Consider the following 17,299-nt stretch of genomic DNA (forward strand, 5'->3'; position numbering starts at 1 on the left):
CGGGCGGTTTGTTCGGGACGCTGCCTCGGCGAGCGCGTCAGGTTGACTTTCGTGGCAATCGAACTACGATACAGAAATCTGTATCGAAAATCTCGCGGCGACCTCATGAAGACTACGCTCAATCTCAATGACAGCTTGCTGACGCAGGCCAAGGCGATGGCAGTGCAGCAACGCACGAGTCTCACGCGCCTCATCGAGGAAGGACTGCAGCTGCGGCTGAAGGCGAGGCCCCTTCCGACCGGCGCCGTTCGCTTGCCAGTGTTTCGCGGCAAGGGCGGATTGGTCGATGGCATCAGCGGCTTGAGCAACAAGGAAATGCTGGACGCCGCCGATCGTGACGCCTGATGTGAATATCCTGGTCGCCGCCTCGAGGAGCGACCATCCGCAACACGTGCCCGCGCTTGCATGGCTCGAGCAGGCCCTTGCAGGCGCCAGTGCGGGAAGGCCGCTTGCGCTGCAGCCCATGGTGATTGCCAGTTTCCTTCGACTCGTCACGAACCCGAGAGTTTTCGTAACGCCTACGCCGATCAGCGCGGCGTTGAAGTTCGTCGATGCGATTCTCGAAGCCCCGGGAGTGGAGCAGCCGCAGCTCGGCGGCGAGTGGCATTTGCTGCGCGAAATCTGCACCAACAACAAGCTGGCAGCGAACGATATACCGGACGCATGGCTGGCGGCGGCTGTCGCCCACCAGGGCGAACACCTGGTGACGTTCGACGGCGACTTCAGGCGACTCCTCTCGCGGGCGCAATTCACCCGGCTTTCGGCTTAGGGCCTGTCAGCACTACAACGAGCCCCTTTGCGGGGCAACCCGGGGGAAAGCTCGCCAGAGCCCGCCCCTCAGCGCTGCGTTTCTTGCATGTGCGGATGGACACGCGGCATCACGCGCCGTGATGGACGGGCTCTGGCGAGCTTCGCGACCCCTTGCATCGTGTTCGCAGGCCCCTGGAAGCTCAGGACCGGTGCTGGCGGCCTGCGAGCTGCCCCAGCCGCCGAACCCCCTCCTCGATCCGCTCGCTCCAGCGCCAGCCGGCGCTCAGTCGCAGGCAGTTGCGAAAGCGCCGGCTCGCCGAGAAGACATCGCCCGGCGCGAAGCAGATGCCGAGCTCGAGCGCCGCGTCGAACATCGCGCGCGAGTCGAAGCCGCGCGGCAGTTCGACCCACAGCGCGAAGCCCCCGGCAGGCCGGCTGACGCGTGTCTCGGCTGGAAAACTGGCCTCGATGGCGCGGGTCAGGTGCCGCAGGTTCTCTTCGAGCAGGCGGCGCAATCGGCGCATGTGCGCGTCGTAGGCGCCGCTGGCAAGGAAGTCGGCGAGCGCGATCTGCGGCAGCACCGGGCTGCAGAGACTGAAGGCGAGCTTGCGGTCGACCACCTGCTGCGCGTATTTGCCGGGCGCGATCCAGCCCACGCGGTAGCCGGGCGCGAGGCTCTTCGAGAACGAGCTGCAGTAGAGGGTGTTCGCGCCGCCGTCGAGCGCGATGAAGGGCGTGGGCCGCTCGCGCGCGAAGTGGATGTCGCCGTAGACATCGTCCTCGATCAGCGGCACGTCGTGCCGCGCGAGCAAGGCCAGCAGCTCTCGCTTGCGTGCATCGGGCATCGACACGCCCAGCGGATTGCTGAAGCTCGACGACAGCAGGCAGGCCGCCACCGGGCCGGCATCGAGCAGCCGAGCGAAGGCCTCGATGTGGATGCCCTCGACGGGATCGGTGGGCAGCTCCAGCACCTTGAGTCCGAGCACCTCGAGCGTGTGGAGAAAACCGAAGTAGGTGGGCGACTCCACCGCGATGGTGTCGCCGGGCCTGGCGACGGCGCTCAGCGCGAGCGTGAAGGCTTCGGTGCAGCCGTTGGTGATGACCACGTCGTCGGGCGACAGCGCATGCCCGATGCGCATTGCGCGCCGCGAGATCTCGCGGCGCAGCCGCGGGTCGCCGCGCGGCGTGCCGTAGACGTTGTGGCGATCGCCATGCTGGCGCGCGGCACGCGCGAGCGCGAGGTCGAGCCGGTGGGAACGCAGCAGGGCCGCGTCGGGCACCGCGCAGCCCAGCGGCACGAGCGCCGGGTTGGAGGCGTGCTCGAGCAGGGCCGCGACGGCGCCGCTGATCGACACGGTCGAGGCCTTCGAACGCAGGCGCGAGGCCGAGGGCAGCGCCAGCGTTCCGCCCTGCGTGGCGGCGACGTAGAAGCCCGACTGTGGCCGCGCGACCAGCACGCCGCGGTCCTCGAGCAGGCGGTAGGCCTGCAGCACCGTCGAGATGCTGATGCCGTGCTGCTCGCTGACGGCGCGCACCGACGGCAGGCGCTCGCCGGGCGCGAGCGTGCCGTTGTCGATCGTGTCGACGATGAGTTCCGCGAGCTGCTCGTAGCGATGGGGTGCGGGCACGTTGCCGGCCGCTTGCCTGTTGCGCTGAAGGGTGCCTGTGTTCATGGGGGGCTCGTGCATGACGAGGCTCGATTGTGGGTGAAGCGGCTTCCGAAGGCACGCGAACTGTGCTGGTCCGAATTCACGGAAATTGTGGCTGTTCCGATGGCCCGGCGATCACTAGCATGGCCGGTATTTCCCGCTGCCCGACACGCCCCGGGCGCTGGATGACCCTCCCACCCGGGCGACCTGGAAACGAATGACAGTGCTTGAAAACGAAGCCCCCGCGGCGGCACAGCCGGCGTGGCGCGGCCGCTTTCCCTGCAACGAGATCATTTCCCTGCTCGACGTGAACCGGCCGTTCAACCTGGCCGAGAGCACCTCGCAGGACCTGACGGTCGGCGACGTGCTCGACATGGCCGGGCTCGAGACCTTGCGCGGCCTGAAGCTGGGTTACGGCCGCTCGGCCGGCTCGGTCGAACTGCGCGAGGAGATCGCCAAGGCCTGCGGCGTGCCCGCCGAGCAGATCGTCACCACCCAGGGCACGGCGCTCGGGCTGTTCCTGCTGGCCTTCGAGGTCTGCCGGCCCGGCGACGAAGCGGTGCTCGTGACGCCCTGCTTTCCGCCGAGCCGCGACTGCCTGCGCGGCGCGGGTGTCACCGTGCGCGAGGTCGGGCTGCGCTTCGAGAACGGCTACCGGCTCGACCTGGACCCGATCGCCGCCAGCCTGTCGCCGAAGACGAGGCTCGTGAGCCTCGCCTCGCCGCAGAACCCCAGCGGGGTGCGCACGCCGCGCGCCGCCATCGAGCAACTGCTCGCGCTGCTGCAAAGCCAGGCGCCGCAGGCCATCCTGTTCATCGACGAGACCTACCGCGAGGCCGGCTACGGCGGCGAGGCCGTGCCGGAAAGCCTGGCCGCGCTGCATCCGCGCATCGTCACGGGCGCCTCGGTGTCGAAGGCATTGGGCGCGCCGGGCCTGCGCACCGGTTGGCTCACGGTGCCCGATGCGGACCTGCGCGCGCGGCTGGTCGTGGCCAAGATGAACACCGTGATCTCGGGCTCGGTGCTCGACGAGGCGCTGGCCACCGCGCTGCTGCGCCATCGCGAGCTCGTGCTCGCGCCGCGCCGCCGGCTGCTCGCCGAAGGCCTCGCGGCACTGGCGGCCTGGTGCGAGGCCGAGCGCGAGCGCATCGAATGGATCCGCCCGGACGGCGGCGCGCTGTGCTGCCTGCGCCTGCGCGCCGATCGCTTCGACGACGCGGCCGTCTCGCGCTTCTGGGACCTGCTGCCGCGGCACGAACTGCAGCTGGCCTCGGGCGCCTGGTTCGGCGAGAGCGAGCGCGTCTTTCGCCTGGGCTTCGGCTACCTGCCGCCCGACCGCCTGGCACCCGCGCTGTCCGCCCTTTCGACGGTGCTGGACGCCGCCGCGAAGTGAATGCACGACACTGCCTGACGCACCGACATCCCCTGGAGCCCCGCATGAAACGACCCCATCGCTACACCGTGGTCGACGTCTTCACCGCCCGACCGCTGGCCGGCAATCCCGTGGCCGTGGTGTTCGACGCCGACGGCCTGGACACCGAGGCCATGCAGGCCATCGCGCGCTGGACCAATCTCTCGGAAACCACCTTCGTGCTGCCGCCCACCGTGCCCGAGGCCGACTATCGGCTGCGCATCTTCACGCCGCGCAACGAGCTGCCCTTCGCCGGCCATCCGACCCTGGGCAGCGCGCATGCCTTCCTCGAAGCCAAACGGGGCGCGCTGCGCGACGGCGGCCGGCTGGTGCAGCAGTGCGGTGTCGGCCTCGTCGACGTGACGGTGGAGGACGGCCCCGAGGGCCGCGAACTGGCCTTCGCCCTGCCCTCCGCGCAACTGGCGCCGCTGGCGGCCGACGACCTCGCGGAGCTCGGGCGCATCCTGGGCCGCCAGCCGAGCCCCGAGGCCGCGCCGGCCATCGTGGACGTGGGCCCGCGCTGGGTCGTGCTGCCGCTGGCCGACGCGGCCACGGTGATCGACCTGCAGCCCGACTTCGCGCGGCTCGCGGCCTTCGAGCGCCGTCTCGGCGTCACCGGCCTCATCGTGTACGGCCGCTACCCGCAAGGCGAGGTGTCGATGGAGGTCCGGGCCTTCGCGCCCTCGAGCGGGGTCGAGGAAGACCCCGTCTGCGGCAGCGGCAATGCCAGCGCGGCGGCCTTCCAGTGGGAGCGCGGCCTGCTGCCGCCCGACGGCATCGCCTACGTGGCCGCGCAGGGGCGCTGCGTGGGACGCGATGGGCGCGTGAAGGTGCGCGTCGATGCCCACGGCAAGGTGCGCGTGGGCGGTGCCTGCGTGAGCTGCGTGGAAGGCACGCTCTCGCTCTAGCGGCCCGCGCTTCAGCCGTGCGCCGGCGGCCGCCTGCCGGTGCCCACGCCGGCCGTCGGCACCAACGGCAGCTCCAGCCGCGCGGCCGCCTCTTCCTGCACCGCCATCGCGCGCTCGAAGCCCGCGCGCGCGCTCAGCCGCGACCAGTACGCGTGCACCGCCGGGCCGAAGCGCTCGTGCAGCCCCAGCACGCGCGCCAGCATCAGCGCATAGCCGAGCGAGATGTCGGCGGCCGTGAAGCGGCCGGCGCAGGCGAAGTCCTGTGTCTCGAGCAGCTGCTCGATCGTCCGCAGGCGGCCGTGGAAGAACTGCGCGTAGTCCTGCGCGGCCTGGGGCAGCCGGCGCTCCTGCGGCTCGAGCGTGCCGTAGCGCAGCACCAGGGCCTGCGGAAAGGTCAGCGAGGCCTCGCCGAAGTGCAGCCAGTTGAGGTACTGCGCATAGCCGGCCTCGTCGCGTTCCACGTTCAGCGGCGTCGGCGCATGCAGGCTGGCCAGGTACTGACAGATCGCGACCGACTCGTTCATGCGGATCTCGCCATCGACCAGCAGCGGCACCGTGCCCTGCGGATGGATCGCGAGGTAGTCGCGCCGCAGCACGCGCGGCGGAAACGGCAGCATCTCCAGCCGGTACGGCGTGCCCAGTTCCTCGAGCATCCAGAGAACGCGGAACGAACGGGCATTCGCGCAGTGGTAGAGCGTGATCATCGGGTGCGGGGCTCGACGCCGGAAGTGGGCTCGCCGATCGTCGCTCGCAGCGTGCCGGCGCGCCTTGCGTCGATTGGCTGAGTTGCCGCGCGCCGCCATGCCAGCCAGTCTGCGCAAGCGCCGCCCCGCCCGGCGCGCATAGCCTGCGCATCCCGCGATCGAGCGATCGCGATTCCGGAGCGTTCATGCCTTCCCTCAGATCCAAGACCCTCTTCGTCACCGGTGCGAGCCGCGGCATCGGCAAGGCCATCGCGCTGCGGGCCGCGCGCGACGGTGCCAACATCGTGGTCGCCGCCAAGACCGCGACGGCCGACCCGTGCCTGCCGGGCACCATCCACAGCGCCGCCGAGGAAATCGTCGCGGCCGGCGGCCAGGCGCTCGCGGTGGTGGTCGACGTGCGCGACGAAGCGCAGGTTCGCGCGGCCGTCGATGCCGCCGTGGCGCGCTTCGGCGGCATCGACATCCTGGTCAACAACGCCAGCGCGATCCACCTCGAGACGGTGGAGCGCACGCCGATGAAGCGCTACGACCTGATGTTCGAGATCAACGCGCGCGGCAGCTACCTCTGCGCGCAGGCTTGCCTTCCGCACCTCGAGAAGGCCGCCAATCCGCACATCCTGACCCTGTCGCCGCCGCTGGACCTGAACCCCAAGTGGTTCGCGCGCCATGCGGCCTACACCACCTCGAAATACGCGATGAGCATGCTGAGCCGCGGCCTGGCCGAGGAGCTGCGCGAACGCAGTATCGCGAGCAATTCGTTGTGGCCGCGCACCGTGATCGCCACCAGCGCGCTGCGCATCGCGGCGCCCGAGGTGGCGGGCCAGGCGCGCGTGCCGGCCGTCATGGCCGACGCCGCCTGGCACATCCTGACCCGGCCGAGCCGCGAACTCACGGGCCAGCTGCTGCTCGACGAGCAGGTGCTGCGCGAGGCCGGCGTCACCGACTTCGCGCCCTACCTCGTGACGCCGGGCGTCGAGCCGCTGATCGACTTCTTCGTGGAACCGTGACCTCTTCGCTTCGCCCCCCTTCAGGAGACCCCCGCATGCAGACCATCGACCCCGAACGCGCGGCCATCGCGCGCGTGTCCCTCGCCGACATCGTGCGCCGCGGCGCCCGCCGCCATCCCGGCAAGACCGCCGTGATCCAGGGCGAGCGGCGCATCAGCTTCGCCGAACTCGACGCCGGCAGCGAGCGCGTCGGCGAGGCGCTGCGCGACCAGGGATTCACGGGCCACCGCATCGCGACGCTGTGCCTCAACTCGATCGAGCACCTGAGCGCGATCCAGGCCATCCACAAGTCCGGCAATGTCTGGGTGCCGGTCAACGTGCAGCTCGACGCGGCCGCGATCGAGCACGTGCTGAGCCATGCCGAGGTCGGGGGTGCCTTCATCGACGCCGCGCTCTACGCCGTGCCGGCGCTGCGCGCGCTGATCGGGCGCCTGGGCCTGCTGACGGTGGTGATCGGCGGCCCGCAGCCGGCCGCCGCGGGCACCCTGCCCTTCGACGCGCTGGCCTCGCGCGCGCCCACGCAGCCGCTGGGCGCGCCGGGCGGCGACGACGAGCTCGCGCTGATCATGTACACCAGCGGCACCACCGGCAAGCAGAAGGGCGTGATGCATTCGCACCGCTCGGTGCATGGCGCGCTGCTGAGCTGCGCGCAGAGCTTCGAGGCCACCGAGCACGACGTGGTCGGCTCGGTGCTGCCGCTGTTCCATTGCGCGCAGCACACCATCAGCATGGGCGCGCTGCTGACGGGCGCCACGATCTGGCTGGCCAGCGGCTTCGATCCCGCGGCCATGCTGGCGGCGATCGAGCGCGAGCGCATCAGTTGGCTGTCGTGCCTGCCGATGATGTACGACGCGCTGATGAAGCATCCGCGGCGCCCCGCCACCGATCTCTCGTCGCTGCGCCTGTGCATGTACGGCCTGGCGCCGATACCGAAGAACCTGCTCGCGCAGATCCGCAGCGAGATGTGCGCCGATGTGCGCCTGGGCACCGGCCAGACCGAGATGTACCCGCCGACCATGGTCTACCGCGCGAGCGACCATCCCGGCAAGGACGGCAACTGCTGGGGCATGTCGGTGGCGGGCGTCGAGACCGCGGTGATGGACGATGACGGCCGCCTGCTCGGACCGGGCGAGATCGGCGAGATCGTCCATCGCGGTCCCAACGTCTTCCTCGGCTACCTCAAGGACCCCGAGGCGACGGCCGTTGCGCGCCGCTTCGGCTGGCACCACACGGGCGACATCGGCATGTTCGAGGCCGACGGGCAGATGCTGTTCCTCGACCGCAAGAAGGACATGATCAAGTCCGGCGGCGAGAACGTCTCGAGCATCAAGCTCGAGGCGGTGCTGCTGGCCCATCCCGCGGTGGGCGCCGCGGCCGTGGTGGGCCTGCCGCATCCGCACTGGGGCGAGGCGGTCGCGGCCTTCGTGGTGCGGCGCCCCGCCGCCGAAGCCTGTGGCGAGGACGAGCTGCTGGCCTTCTGCCGCGAGCGCCTGGGCCGCTTCGAGGTGCCGAAGTCGATCCGCTTCGTCGACGCGCTGCCGATGACGCCGACGGGCAAGGTGCAGAAGTTCCAGCTGCGCAGCGGGCACCTGGAACTGTTCGCGTCCGGGCAGCGATGAAGGGTCCACGCCCCTCAACGCCCGAACACCCCCTTCATGTGTAGCGTCGCTCGAGCGCATCCCATTCGGGCTTGCCCACCAGCCGCTGGCGCTCGGCGAACGGAGCGACCAGCGCGGGATCTTCCTCGAGCCGCCTCGCATCGCGCAGCACCGTGAGCGCCTTCTGCATGCCGACCACGGCGCCCTGCAGCGCGGCGTTCGCGTACAGCACGAGGCCATAGCCCATGCCGCCGAGGTCCTCGGCGCCGAAGACGGGCGTCTTGCCGCCGATCACCATGTTCATGAGCTGTGGCCGGTCGAGGCGCTGCGGCAAGGCGCGGATCTGCTCGGCGCTGGTGACCGCCTCGACGAACAGGATGTCGGCGCCGGCCTCGGCGAACTGCTGCGCGCGCTCGATCGCGGCTTCGAAGCCCAGCACGGCACAGGCGTCGGTGCGCGCCAGGATCAGCAGGTCGGGGTCCTGCCGCGCATCGACGGCCGCCTTGATCTTGCTCACGGCCTCCTCCGTCGAGATGACGGCCTTGCCCTCGAAGTGGCCGCAGCGCTTGGGCGCGATCTGGTCCTCGAGCTGGATGCAGTCGGCGCCCGCGCGCTCGAGGGTGCGCACCGCATGGCGCACGTTGAGCGCGTTGCCGAAGCCGGTGTCGGCATCGACGATCAGCGGCACGCGCACCGCATCGCGGATGCGCGCCGTGTGGTCGGCCATCTCGGCCAGGCCCACGAAGCCCTGGTCCGGCAGGCCGAACCACATGTTGGTGACGCCGGCGCCGGTGATGTAGATCGCCTCGAAGCCCAGGTCCTCGACGATGCGGGCCGACAGGGCATTGAAGGCGCCCGGAACGATGACGCCGCGGCGGGCCTGCGCCAGGGCGCGCAATTGTTGTTTGGTATTCATGGATCGGCTGGAAGGAAAAGGAAGAAGAGCCCGCGGTGCGCTCACTTCTCCTGCATCCGGGCCGCCTTGACGATCTCGCCCAGGCGCTTGCGCTCGGCATCGGTGAACTTCACGAACTCCTGGCGCGTGCCGCCCACGGGCTCGATGCCCAGGCCCTGGAGCTTGGCCACGGTGGCGGGGTCGCGCATGGCCTTGTCGACGGCGGCGGCGAGCTTGTCCAGGATGTCGTTGGGCGTGCCGCGCGGCGCATGCAGCCCGGCCCAGTGCGCGATCTGCAGCTCAGGGAAGCCCTGCTCGACGGCCGTGGGCAGTTGCGGGTAGGCCGAGATGCGCTGGGTCCAGGTGGTGGCCAGCGGCTTGAACTTGCCCTCGCCCCGGATGTGCGGCAACGCGATGATGCTGGCCTCGGAGGTGCCCTCGACCTGCCCGCCCAGCACGGCCGTCGTGCTCTCCGAGCCGCTCTTGTACGGCACGGCCTGCAGCTTCGCGCCGTACTTCACGTTGAGCATCTCGGCCACGAAGTGCGGCGTGCTGCCGGTGCCCGCGGTCGCGAAGTTGAAGCCCGCGCCCTTCTTCGAGGCCTCGACGAAGTCGCGCAGGTTGTCGTACGGGGCCGACTGGGGCACCACGATCACCGAGGGCGCCAGGCCGATCATGACCACGGGCACCAGGTCCTCGTCCTTGAACGGCAGGGACTTCTTGATCATGCTGTTGGAGATCACGCCCGCGGCGCTGATCAGGAAGGTGTAGCCGTCGGGCGCGCTGCGCGCCACCAGGTCGGCGCCGAGCGAGCCGCCCGCGCCGGGACGGTTGTCGATGATGACCGGCTGGCCCAGCACCTTGGCCGCCCCTTCGGCCGCCGAGCGCGCCAGCAGGTCGTTGGCGCCGCCCGCCGCGAACGGCACGACGAAGCGGATGGACTTGGCGGGCCAGGCCTGGGCCTGCGCGGCCAGCGGCAAGGCACAGGCCAGCGCGGTGGCGGTCAGGCAGGCGATGGTGGAAAGGCGATGGAAGCGCACGGAGGTCTCCTTGGTTTTGGGCTGGAAGCCGGGGTTTGCGCAAGCGTTGTGCCATCGGCGCCAGGGGTGCGGCCCTCGTTTCCAAGTCATTGATTCGAAAGGAATTCGCGCTGCCTCGGCGAGTGCTCGTCCCGTTCTTGATTTCAATCTGATTTCATGAATGAGACAATGAAATCCATTGAAATGAATACATTGCCCGCCGCTCCGAGCCCTCATTCCCCCACCACGCCGCGGCCGCTGCACATCGTGGCCGTGGCCCGCCACCGACTGGGCCGCGTGCTGGCGCGGCTGATACCGGAGGTGGCCGGGCAGGCGGAGGTCGAGCTGGTCGGGCAGGCCTTCGACGATGCCGTGGCGGCCGTGCGCGCGCTGCATGCCCGGCGCCCCGTCGACGCGGTGGTGGCCGCGGGCGCCAGCGGCGAATGGCTGCGCCGGCACCTGGACATTCCGGTGGCCATCGTGGAGGTGCGCGGCTTCGACCTGATGCGCGCGCTGGCCGCGGCGCGCGCCCTCTCGCCCCGGGTAGGTCTGGTGTCGTTCGACGGTCCGTCGGAGCACCTTGCGCAGCTCGACGCGCTGTTCGGCATGGGCATCGCGCAGTTCAGCTACCGCGGCGCGGAGGACGCGCCGGCCTGCGTGGAGGCCCTGCGCGCCGCCGGCATCGAGGCCGTGGTGTCGCCCGGGCTGGTGGCCGACCTGGCCGAGCAGGCCGGCATCGCCAGCGTGCTGATGTACTCCGAGGATGCGGTGCGCCAGGCGCTGCAGGACGCCCTCCACCTGGCACGCCACGGCCATGCCGAGCGCGCGCGCCGCGAACGGCTCGGCACCATCCTCGGCCAGTTGCAGGACGGCGTGGTCGCGGTCGACCTGCGCCAGCGCATCGAGGCCCTGAACCCTGCCATGGCGCAACTGCTCGGCGCTTCCGTGGCGCAGCTCGTCGGCCGCGTGCTGAGCGAGGTGGAGCCCGTGCTGGACCTCGGCGCCACCCTGCGCCTGGGCGAAGCCCCGGTCGAGGAGGTGCTGCAGATCGGCATGCGCACGCTGGTCGTGCGGCGCGCGCCCATCGTCGAGAACGGCGAGGTCACCGGCGCGCTGCTGGTGTGCCGCGACCCTGCCGCGATCCAGCGCGCCGACCGCCACCTGCGCGCCAACCAGCGGCAACGCGGCGCGCCCGCGCGCTACCGGATCGAGGCCTTCGCGGGCGACGGCGCCGCGGCACGGCGCGTGCGCGAGCTGGCGCGGCAGTGCGCGGCCAGCGACGCCACCGTGCTCATCGTCGGCGAGAGCGGCACCGGCAAGGAACTGGTGGCCCAGGGCATCCACAGCGCGAGCCGGCGCGCCACCCAGCCCTTCCTGGCCGTGAATTGCGCCGCGCTGGGAGAGAGCCTGCTCGAAAGCGAATTGTTCGGCCACGAGGAAGGCGCCTTCACCGGCGCGCGGCGCGGCGGCAAGACCGGCCTGATCGAGGCCGCCCACACGGGCACCCTGTTCCTCGACGAGATCGGGGACATGCCCCTGGCGCTGCAGACCCGGTTGCTGCGCGTGCTGCAGGAGCGGGAGGTGCTGCGCGTGGGCGCGACCGCGGCGGTGCCGGTCGACCTGCGCGTGATCGCGGCCACCCATGCCGACCTGGCGGGCCAGGTGGAGCGTGGCCTCTTTCGGCGTGACCTGTACTACCGGCTCGCGGTGCTGCGCATCGAGACGCCACCGCTGCGCGAGCGCGGTGCCGATATCGCGTCCCTGGCCGCCGGCCTGATGGCGCGCCGCGCGCCCGCGGCGGGTGTGCCCGCGGACCGGGCATCGGCCTGGCTCGCCGCCTTGCTGGAGCTGGCCGCGGGCTACGGCTGGCCCGGCAATGTGCGCGAACTCGAGAACCTCGTCGAGCGCCTGCTGGCCTGCCACGGCTACCTGGCGCCCGAGGGCCGGCTGGACCGCGCCCGGCTGCTCGAGGTGTTCGCGGAATGCACGCAGGCGCGTCCGGCGCCCGCGCGCAATCGCCTGCTCAAGGGCGCGCGCACGGCCGCGGAGCGGCAACGGGTGCGCGAGGTACTGCAGTCGGTCCAGGGTGACCAGGACCAGGCCTGCGTCATTCTCGGCATCAGCCGTTCGACGCTGTGGCGGCGGTTGCGCGACGAGGCGCCGAAGGCCTGACGACGCGATTCCTTTCGGGGTGACACCCACTTCTGCGCAGCTTCGAGAGCATGCAAAGGATGATCTGGTGCGACGTTGGCGTGGAGTCGGCGGACACCTGAACCGCGGGTGTCGCAGATCGCCCGCGGGGCCCTCTCAGCCCCGCTCTTTGTGCTCCCCGCGAATGATCTGGTGCAACGTGCGCAACAGCACCTCCGGCTGCACCGGCTTGAACATCACGACCAGCCCGCTGGCATAGGCCGCGCGCACCCGCTCGGGATCGGTATCGCCCGTGACCAGGATCGTGGGCACGCGGCGGCCGGCGAGCCGGCGCAGTTCGGCGGTCGCCTCGATGCCGTCCTGCGGATCGGCGAGCCGGAAGTCGATGAGGAAGGCGTCGAAGCCGTCGGGCGTGGCGCGCACCTGCGCGCTGGCATCGGCGAGCCGGCAGGTGATCTCGATGCGCTCGCAGTAGGGCGCGAGCCACATGCGCACCGCCTCGCCCACCGGCTGCTCGTCGTCGAGCAGCAGCACGCGTGGCGGCACCAGCGGCGGTTCGGTGCTGTCGGCCTGCGCGGCATCGGGCATGGCCGCGGGCGCGACGGGCAAGGCGGCGGGCACGGGCGGGCGGCGCGGCAGGTCGACCCAGAACACGCTGCCGTGGCCGAGCCGCGAACGCACGCCGATCTCGCCGCCGAGCAGGTCCACCAGCCGCTTGACGATCGCCAGCCCGATGCCCAGGCCGCGCGCGACGTCGCGCTGCGGGTTGTCGACCTGGTAGAACTCGTCGAACACATGGGGCAGGTGCTCGGGCGCGATGCCCAGGCCGGTGTCCCACACGGCCAGCCGCAGGCGGTCGCCGCGCGGCCGCGCGCTCACGAGGATGCCGCCCTGGCGCGTGTACTTGAGCGCGTTGTCGACGAAGTTGGTCAGCACGCGCAGCAGCAGGTCGCCATCGGTCTGCAGCCATTCGGGCGCGGTGTGGAAGCGCAGCGCCAAGCCCGCCTGCTGGGTGCGCGGCTCGAAGATCTGCGACAGCCGCAGGAACAGCGGGTCCACCGCCATTCGTACCGGCTGCGGCACCACGGTGCCGGCATCGATCTTCGAGATGTCGAGCATCGCGTTGAGCAGGCCGCTCACCGCATCGGTGGCCTGCACCACGCGGCCGGCCACGGGCGCCAGCGGATGGTCGGCCAGGTCGCGCTCGAGCGAGCGCGAGAACAGCGCCAGCGCATGCACGGGCTGGCGCAGGTCGTGGCTGGCCGAGGCGAAGAAGCGGCTGCGCTCGCGGTTGAGCCGCTGCAGCTCGAAGGACTGGCGCAGCAGCTGCTCGCTCAGCAGTTCCTTGTCGATCTGGTCGGACAGGCTGCGCCGGATCAGCTGGTGCTGCGACAGCGCATAGCGCGCCATCGAGCCGCCGAACAGCAGGCCCACCACGCAGGTGAACCAGCCATCGGTGCCGCCCATCCAGGCGAAGCGCGTGACCACGCCCAGCGTGAGCGGGATCGTGACCACGGGCACCATCGCGCGCCAGGTGGCGATCACCGGCACCGAGCCCATCAGCACCGCGAACATGCCCAGCAGCAGGATCAGGATGCGCATCGGCGACTCGGTGCCCGGCGGCATCAGCGCCCAGGGCGCCAGGGTCCACATCGACATGTAGGCACCCAGCGGCAGCATGAAGCGCCAGGCGCCATCGGGCTGGCGCAGCGTGAACTCGGGCTCGGGATAGAGGCGCGCGTTCCAGCGCATGAACACCAGTCGCAGGCACAGCAGCGTGCAGATCGCGACGCCCCATGCCAGCGCGCCGTAGCCGCGCGTCATCCCGAAGAACACGCCGGCCATCGCGATCGCCGAGGCCAGCGCCGTCAGCACCGTGGGCGGGCCCATCACGAACATGCGGCGCAGCAGGCGTTCGCGGACCAACTGCGCATGGGAATCGGCGGGTCCGGGCACTTGGCCCGACGGGGTGGAGGTGGCGCCCGGCGTACGCATGGGCGGCAGTGTAAGGGTCGGCCGCTTCGGGCCGAGGCCCGGCGGCCGCCGGGAACGCGATCGAGGCAGCACGCCGGCTCATCACGGGCGGGCTTGCAAGCCAAGCTCACTGCATCTCGGCCAGCGCCTCCTTGACGCCCTGTTCCTGCAATGGCGTGTCGCCGCCGTCGAGGTGCAAGGCCGCGTGCGGCGGTACCGGGGTTGCGCAGTCCTTGTGGATCACGCCATCCTTCATCACCAGTTGCACCCTGGCCGGGTCCGTCAGCAGCGACAGGTCCTGCAGCGGGTCACCGTCCACCAGAACGATGTCGGCGAGAAAGCCGGCCTTCAAGCGTCCCAGTTCGTCGGGCCGCAGCATGATCTGTCCGCCCAGCCGCGTCGCAGCCATCAGCGCCTCCTTGGGTGTCATGCCGATGTAGTCGACGAAGTACTGGAGGTCGTTGGCATTGGTGCCGTGCGGCATCCACGCGAATCCGTAGTCGCCGCCCGGCAGGATGCGAATGCCGCGCTTGTGCATCTCGCGCAGCGACGCCGATGCGATCTCCAGTTCGCGCTTGTAGCCCATCTGCGTGGCGACCGCCTCCGTGATGCCGTACTCGGCCGCGTTGTAGGTCGTGCGAATGAGCCAGCCGATGCCCGGTGCGACGAAGTGCCGGTCCTTGGCCGCCTCGAGCATGTCGAGCGCTTCCGAATCGGCGAAGCTGGCGTGGTAGACCATCTCGATGCCGTGGCGCACGCACTGCTTGACCGACTCGCTGGAGCGCGCATGCGCGGCCATGCGCTTGCCGTAGCGCTTCGCTTCCTGCGCCAGCATGGCGACCTCGTCTTCGGCGAACGGCGACATCTCCGCGGGCAGGCCGGCGATGTACTCGCCCGACAGATTGATCTTCAGGTGGTCCACGCCGTACTTGATGAAGGTACGGGCCGACTTGCGGATCTCCTCGGGGCCGCTGCAGACGCTGCCGAAACTCAGTTCCTCGAACTTCATGTGCGGCAGCGTGTTGTCGCCCAGCGCGCCGATGGTGGTGATCTCCTGGCTGCCGGCCAGGTAGCGCGGGCCGGGGAACTCGCCCGCGTCGATGGCGTTGCGCAAGACCACGTCCAGCCGCGGCTTGGCCGCTGCCGCGCCGATCGCGGAGGTCCATCCCATGTCGAGGTAGCGCTTGGCCACGCGCACGCACCAGAGCATGTGTTCCTCGGGCGGCATGAACTGAATGGCAGCGAGGGACGGCTGGTCGTTCCACGAGAAATGCGTGTGGGCCTCGGTCATGCCCGGCATCAGAAAGCGGCCTTTGCCGTCGATCACGCGTGCGTCATCGGTGCTCACTCGCCGGGGGAAGCGCGCCACTTCGACGATGCGCTTTCCCTCCACGAGAAGGTCGCCGGCGTAGGGGTCCTCGCCCGAGCCGTCGAAGATGCGAACGTTGGTGAATGCAATACGGGTCATCGTTGTCTCCTCCGGCATGCGTTGCCGGCCATGGGGTTGTCGAATGGCGCCTGGCGCCGTCTCAGCGCAGTGCCGCGTAGAAGGCGTCGATTTCTCGTGCGCAGCGCTGCGGTTGTTCGAAGGTCGTCCAGTGGCCGCATCCGTCGAGCACGACGACGCGGCTGCCCGCGATGCGCTCCTGCATGGCGCGGACGTTGTGCGGCGGCGCCACGCCATCCTGATCGCCGGTGACCAGCAGGGTGGGCACATCCAGGCGTTCGAGCGCGGCCGACTGCGCATCGGCGAGCGCCGTGCAGCTTTGCGCGTAGCCCTCGGGCGACTGGCGCATCACGCTCTCCCGCACCAGCGCGAGCACCGCCGGTTGTTGTTCCTTCGTTGGCGTGCTGGTCGCGCCCTTCACGATGGCATCGGCGATTTCCTGCATGGCGGCCACGCCGCCTCGCGCCGCGTTGGCACGGGCCGCGATGTTGGGGCGGGCGGCATCGGGAGGCGCGGCCAGCGGGCCGAGGAGCACCAGCGATTTCACCGTGCCGGGACGGCGAAGCGCCAGGTGTTGGGCGACGATCGTGCCCATCGAGTGGGCCATGACATGCACCGATCCAATGTCGAGCGCCGAGAGCAACTGCACCATCGCGTCCACGTAGCGCTCGATCGACAACGCCTGGCCGTCTTGCGGCAGCGGCGACCTCGCGCTGCCTGGAAGATCGGGCCTGATGCAGTGGAAGCCGCCGAGCACCGGCAACAGGGGTGTCCAGTTGTTCGAGGAGCCGCCGAGCCCGTGGATGCACAGCAGTGCCTCGCCCGTGCCGTCGATCTCGACGGCCAGGTCGTTCAGAATTCGAGTCGTCATGCGCAGCCCTTCAGACGAACTTGTTCTCGATGGCGCCGAGCCGGTCGATCTCCACGCGCACCACGTCGCCGGCGCGCAGGTAACGCGGCGGACTCATGCCCATGCCCACGCCGGCCGGCGTGCCGGTCGCGATGACGTCGCCGGGGTAGAGCGTGATGCCGCGCGAGATGGTCTCGATGAGCGTGGGGATGTCGAAGATCATGTTCTCGGTCGGACCGTCCTGGCGCAGTTCGCCATTGACCCAGCAGCGCACGCGCGTCCTTGTGCCGTTGAACTCGTCGGCGGTGACGATCCACGGGCCCATCGGGCAGAAGGTGTCGAAAGACTTGCCCAGGTCCCACTGGCCGTGGCGCATCTGCACATCGCGCGCGGTCACGTCGTTGACGACCGTGTAGCCGAACACATGCGACATCGCGGCGGCGCGCGCGATGTTCTTGCCGCCCTTGCCGATCACGACGGCCAGTTCGGCTTCGTAGTCGATCTGGGTGGAGACCCCGGAAGGAACGAGCACGTCGTCGTGCGGGCCCACGACGCACTCGGGCACCTTGGTGAAGACGATGGGCCATTCGTCGGTCCTGGCCGTGTTGTCCTTGAACACCGAGGCCGCCAGTTCCTTGGCGTGCGCATGGTAGTTGCGGCCCACGCACCAGAGGTTGCGGAGGGGCCTGGGCAGCGGCGCATCGAGCACCACCTCGCCCAGGTCGACGGCGGGGCCGGCCGGCTCCGGGAGCGAGCCGCCTTCGGCAAGGGACTGGATCAGCGTCAGCACGCCGCTGTCGGCCTGGACCTGCGTGAGCTGCAGCGGGGTGACGGTCTTCCCGTCGGCGGAGACGAGCCCGACCTTGCGGTGGCCTTCGCTCGTGAAAGTGGCGATTCGCATGAAGCTTTGCTCCTGTGTTGTGGCGATGCGGCAAC

Annotated in this window: 15 protein-coding genes; 7 read left to right on the plus strand and 8 right to left on the minus strand. The window is 70.3% G+C overall.

Annotation, left to right across the window (positions count from 1 at the left end; all coding sequences use genetic code 11):
* Window positions 1-105: 105 nt before the first annotated feature.
* Both KV106_RS25270 and KV106_RS25275 read left to right on the plus strand, forming a co-directional pair.
* Entirely contained in the window at window positions 106-345 is a 240-nt protein-coding gene (locus tag KV106_RS25270; protein ID WP_057589819.1) for a DUF6364 family protein, read from the plus strand.
* Window position 346: 1 nt separating this feature from the next.
* Window positions 347-769, plus strand: coding sequence for a TA system VapC family ribonuclease toxin (locus KV106_RS25275; RefSeq protein WP_261213189.1), 423 nt, complete (start codon window positions 347-349; stop codon window positions 767-769).
* Between the two features lie 181 nt (window positions 770-950).
* Here KV106_RS25275 and KV106_RS25280 read toward each other — a convergent pair whose 3' ends face one another.
* A complete protein-coding gene (locus KV106_RS25280; RefSeq protein WP_261213191.1) occupies window positions 951-2,423 on the minus strand; it encodes an aminotransferase-like domain-containing protein in 1,473 nt (490 codons plus the stop codon).
* Between the two features lie 193 nt (window positions 2,424-2,616).
* Here KV106_RS25280 and KV106_RS25285 point away from each other — a divergent pair, with 193 nt between their 5' ends.
* Window positions 2,617-3,792 (plus strand): pyridoxal phosphate-dependent aminotransferase, encoded by a 1,176-nt coding sequence (locus tag KV106_RS25285; RefSeq protein WP_261213192.1) that lies wholly within the window; start codon window positions 2,617-2,619, stop codon window positions 3,790-3,792.
* 44 nt (window positions 3,793-3,836) lie between these two features.
* Window positions 3,837-4,718, plus strand: a complete 882-nt coding sequence (locus tag KV106_RS25290) for a PhzF family phenazine biosynthesis protein (RefSeq protein WP_261213194.1) — start codon at window positions 3,837-3,839, stop codon at window positions 4,716-4,718.
* A gap of 11 nt (window positions 4,719-4,729) precedes the next feature.
* On the opposite strand, the gene KV106_RS25295 is transcribed toward KV106_RS25290, so the two are convergent.
* Window positions 4,730-5,422, minus strand: coding sequence for a glutathione S-transferase family protein (locus KV106_RS25295; RefSeq protein WP_261213196.1), 693 nt, complete (start codon window positions 5,420-5,422; stop codon window positions 4,730-4,732).
* 185 nt (window positions 5,423-5,607) lie between these two features.
* Between KV106_RS25295 and KV106_RS25300 the strand changes: the two genes are divergently transcribed.
* Both KV106_RS25300 and KV106_RS25305 read left to right on the plus strand, forming a co-directional pair.
* On the plus strand, window positions 5,608-6,429 hold the full coding sequence (locus KV106_RS25300; protein WP_261213197.1) for an SDR family oxidoreductase: 822 nt from the start codon (window positions 5,608-5,610) through the stop codon (window positions 6,427-6,429).
* Window positions 6,430-6,464: 35 nt separating this feature from the next.
* Window positions 6,465-8,048, plus strand: a complete 1,584-nt coding sequence (locus tag KV106_RS25305) for a class I adenylate-forming enzyme family protein (RefSeq protein ID WP_261213199.1) — start codon at window positions 6,465-6,467, stop codon at window positions 8,046-8,048.
* 34 nt (window positions 8,049-8,082) lie between these two features.
* Here KV106_RS25305 and KV106_RS25310 read toward each other — a convergent pair whose 3' ends face one another.
* Together KV106_RS25310 and KV106_RS25315 are read right to left on the minus strand one after the other, a co-directional pair.
* Window positions 8,083-8,943 (minus strand): isocitrate lyase/PEP mutase family protein, encoded by an 861-nt coding sequence (locus tag KV106_RS25310; RefSeq protein ID WP_093349771.1) that lies wholly within the window; start codon window positions 8,941-8,943, stop codon window positions 8,083-8,085.
* A 41-nt stretch (window positions 8,944-8,984) separates the two neighbouring features.
* Window positions 8,985-9,938, minus strand: a complete 954-nt coding sequence (locus KV106_RS25315; protein ID WP_057589879.1) for a tripartite tricarboxylate transporter substrate binding protein — start codon at window positions 9,936-9,938, stop codon at window positions 8,985-8,987.
* Between the two features lie 207 nt (window positions 9,939-10,145).
* Between KV106_RS25315 and prpR the strand changes: the two genes are divergently transcribed.
* A complete protein-coding gene (gene prpR, locus KV106_RS25320; RefSeq protein WP_261213202.1) occupies window positions 10,146-12,113 on the plus strand; it encodes a propionate catabolism operon regulatory protein PrpR in 1,968 nt (655 codons plus the stop codon).
* 135 nt (window positions 12,114-12,248) lie between these two features.
* Here the strand turns inward: prpR and KV106_RS25325 are convergent, their stop codons facing one another.
* From KV106_RS25325 to KV106_RS25340, 4 genes are all read right to left on the minus strand, one after another.
* Entirely contained in the window at window positions 12,249-14,087 is a 1,839-nt protein-coding gene (locus KV106_RS25325; RefSeq protein ID WP_261213204.1) for an ATP-binding response regulator, read from the minus strand.
* Between the two features lie 106 nt (window positions 14,088-14,193).
* Window positions 14,194-15,534 carry a metal-dependent hydrolase family protein gene (locus KV106_RS25330; protein WP_261213206.1) on the minus strand — a complete coding sequence of 447 codons (1,341 nt, stop codon included), beginning with the start codon at window positions 15,532-15,534 and terminating at the stop codon, window positions 14,194-14,196.
* A 61-nt stretch (window positions 15,535-15,595) separates the two neighbouring features.
* Window positions 15,596-16,384 carry an alpha/beta fold hydrolase gene (locus tag KV106_RS25335; RefSeq protein WP_261213208.1) on the minus strand — a complete coding sequence of 263 codons (789 nt, stop codon included), beginning with the start codon at window positions 16,382-16,384 and terminating at the stop codon, window positions 15,596-15,598.
* 10 nt (window positions 16,385-16,394) lie between these two features.
* On the minus strand, window positions 16,395-17,264 hold the full coding sequence (locus KV106_RS25340; protein WP_261213210.1) for a fumarylacetoacetate hydrolase family protein: 870 nt from the start codon (window positions 17,262-17,264) through the stop codon (window positions 16,395-16,397).
* Window positions 17,265-17,299 lie beyond the last annotated feature (35 nt).

The organism is Variovorax endophyticus, assembly GCF_025376855.1.
Taxonomy (GTDB): Bacteria; Pseudomonadota; Gammaproteobacteria; order Burkholderiales; family Burkholderiaceae_C; genus Variovorax.

Coding starts and splice junctions, on each gene's coding strand:
- KV106_RS25270 (WP_057589819.1), top strand. CDS start 106: ATGAAGACTACGCTCAATCTCAATGACAGCTTGCTGACGCAGGCCAAG.
- KV106_RS25280 (WP_261213191.1), bottom strand. CDS start 2,423: ATGAACACAGGCACCCTTCAGCGCAACAGGCAAGCGGCCGGCAACGTG.
- KV106_RS25285 (WP_261213192.1), top strand. CDS start 2,617: ATGACAGTGCTTGAAAACGAAGCCCCCGCGGCGGCACAGCCGGCGTGG.
- KV106_RS25290 (WP_261213194.1), top strand. CDS start 3,837: ATGAAACGACCCCATCGCTACACCGTGGTCGACGTCTTCACCGCCCGA.
- KV106_RS25295 (WP_261213196.1), bottom strand. CDS start 5,422: ATGATCACGCTCTACCACTGCGCGAATGCCCGTTCGTTCCGCGTTCTC.
- KV106_RS25300 (WP_261213197.1), top strand. CDS start 5,608: ATGCCTTCCCTCAGATCCAAGACCCTCTTCGTCACCGGTGCGAGCCGC.
- KV106_RS25305 (WP_261213199.1), top strand. CDS start 6,465: ATGCAGACCATCGACCCCGAACGCGCGGCCATCGCGCGCGTGTCCCTC.
- KV106_RS25310 (WP_093349771.1), bottom strand. CDS start 8,943: ATGAATACCAAACAACAATTGCGCGCCCTGGCGCAGGCCCGCCGCGGC.
- prpR (WP_261213202.1), top strand. CDS start 10,146: ATGAATACATTGCCCGCCGCTCCGAGCCCTCATTCCCCCACCACGCCG.
- KV106_RS25325 (WP_261213204.1), bottom strand. CDS start 14,087: ATGCGTACGCCGGGCGCCACCTCCACCCCGTCGGGCCAAGTGCCCGGA.
- KV106_RS25330 (WP_261213206.1), bottom strand. CDS start 15,534: ATGACCCGTATTGCATTCACCAACGTTCGCATCTTCGACGGCTCGGGC.
- KV106_RS25335 (WP_261213208.1), bottom strand. CDS start 16,384: ATGACGACTCGAATTCTGAACGACCTGGCCGTCGAGATCGACGGCACG.
- KV106_RS25340 (WP_261213210.1), bottom strand. CDS start 17,264: ATGCGAATCGCCACTTTCACGAGCGAAGGCCACCGCAAGGTCGGGCTC.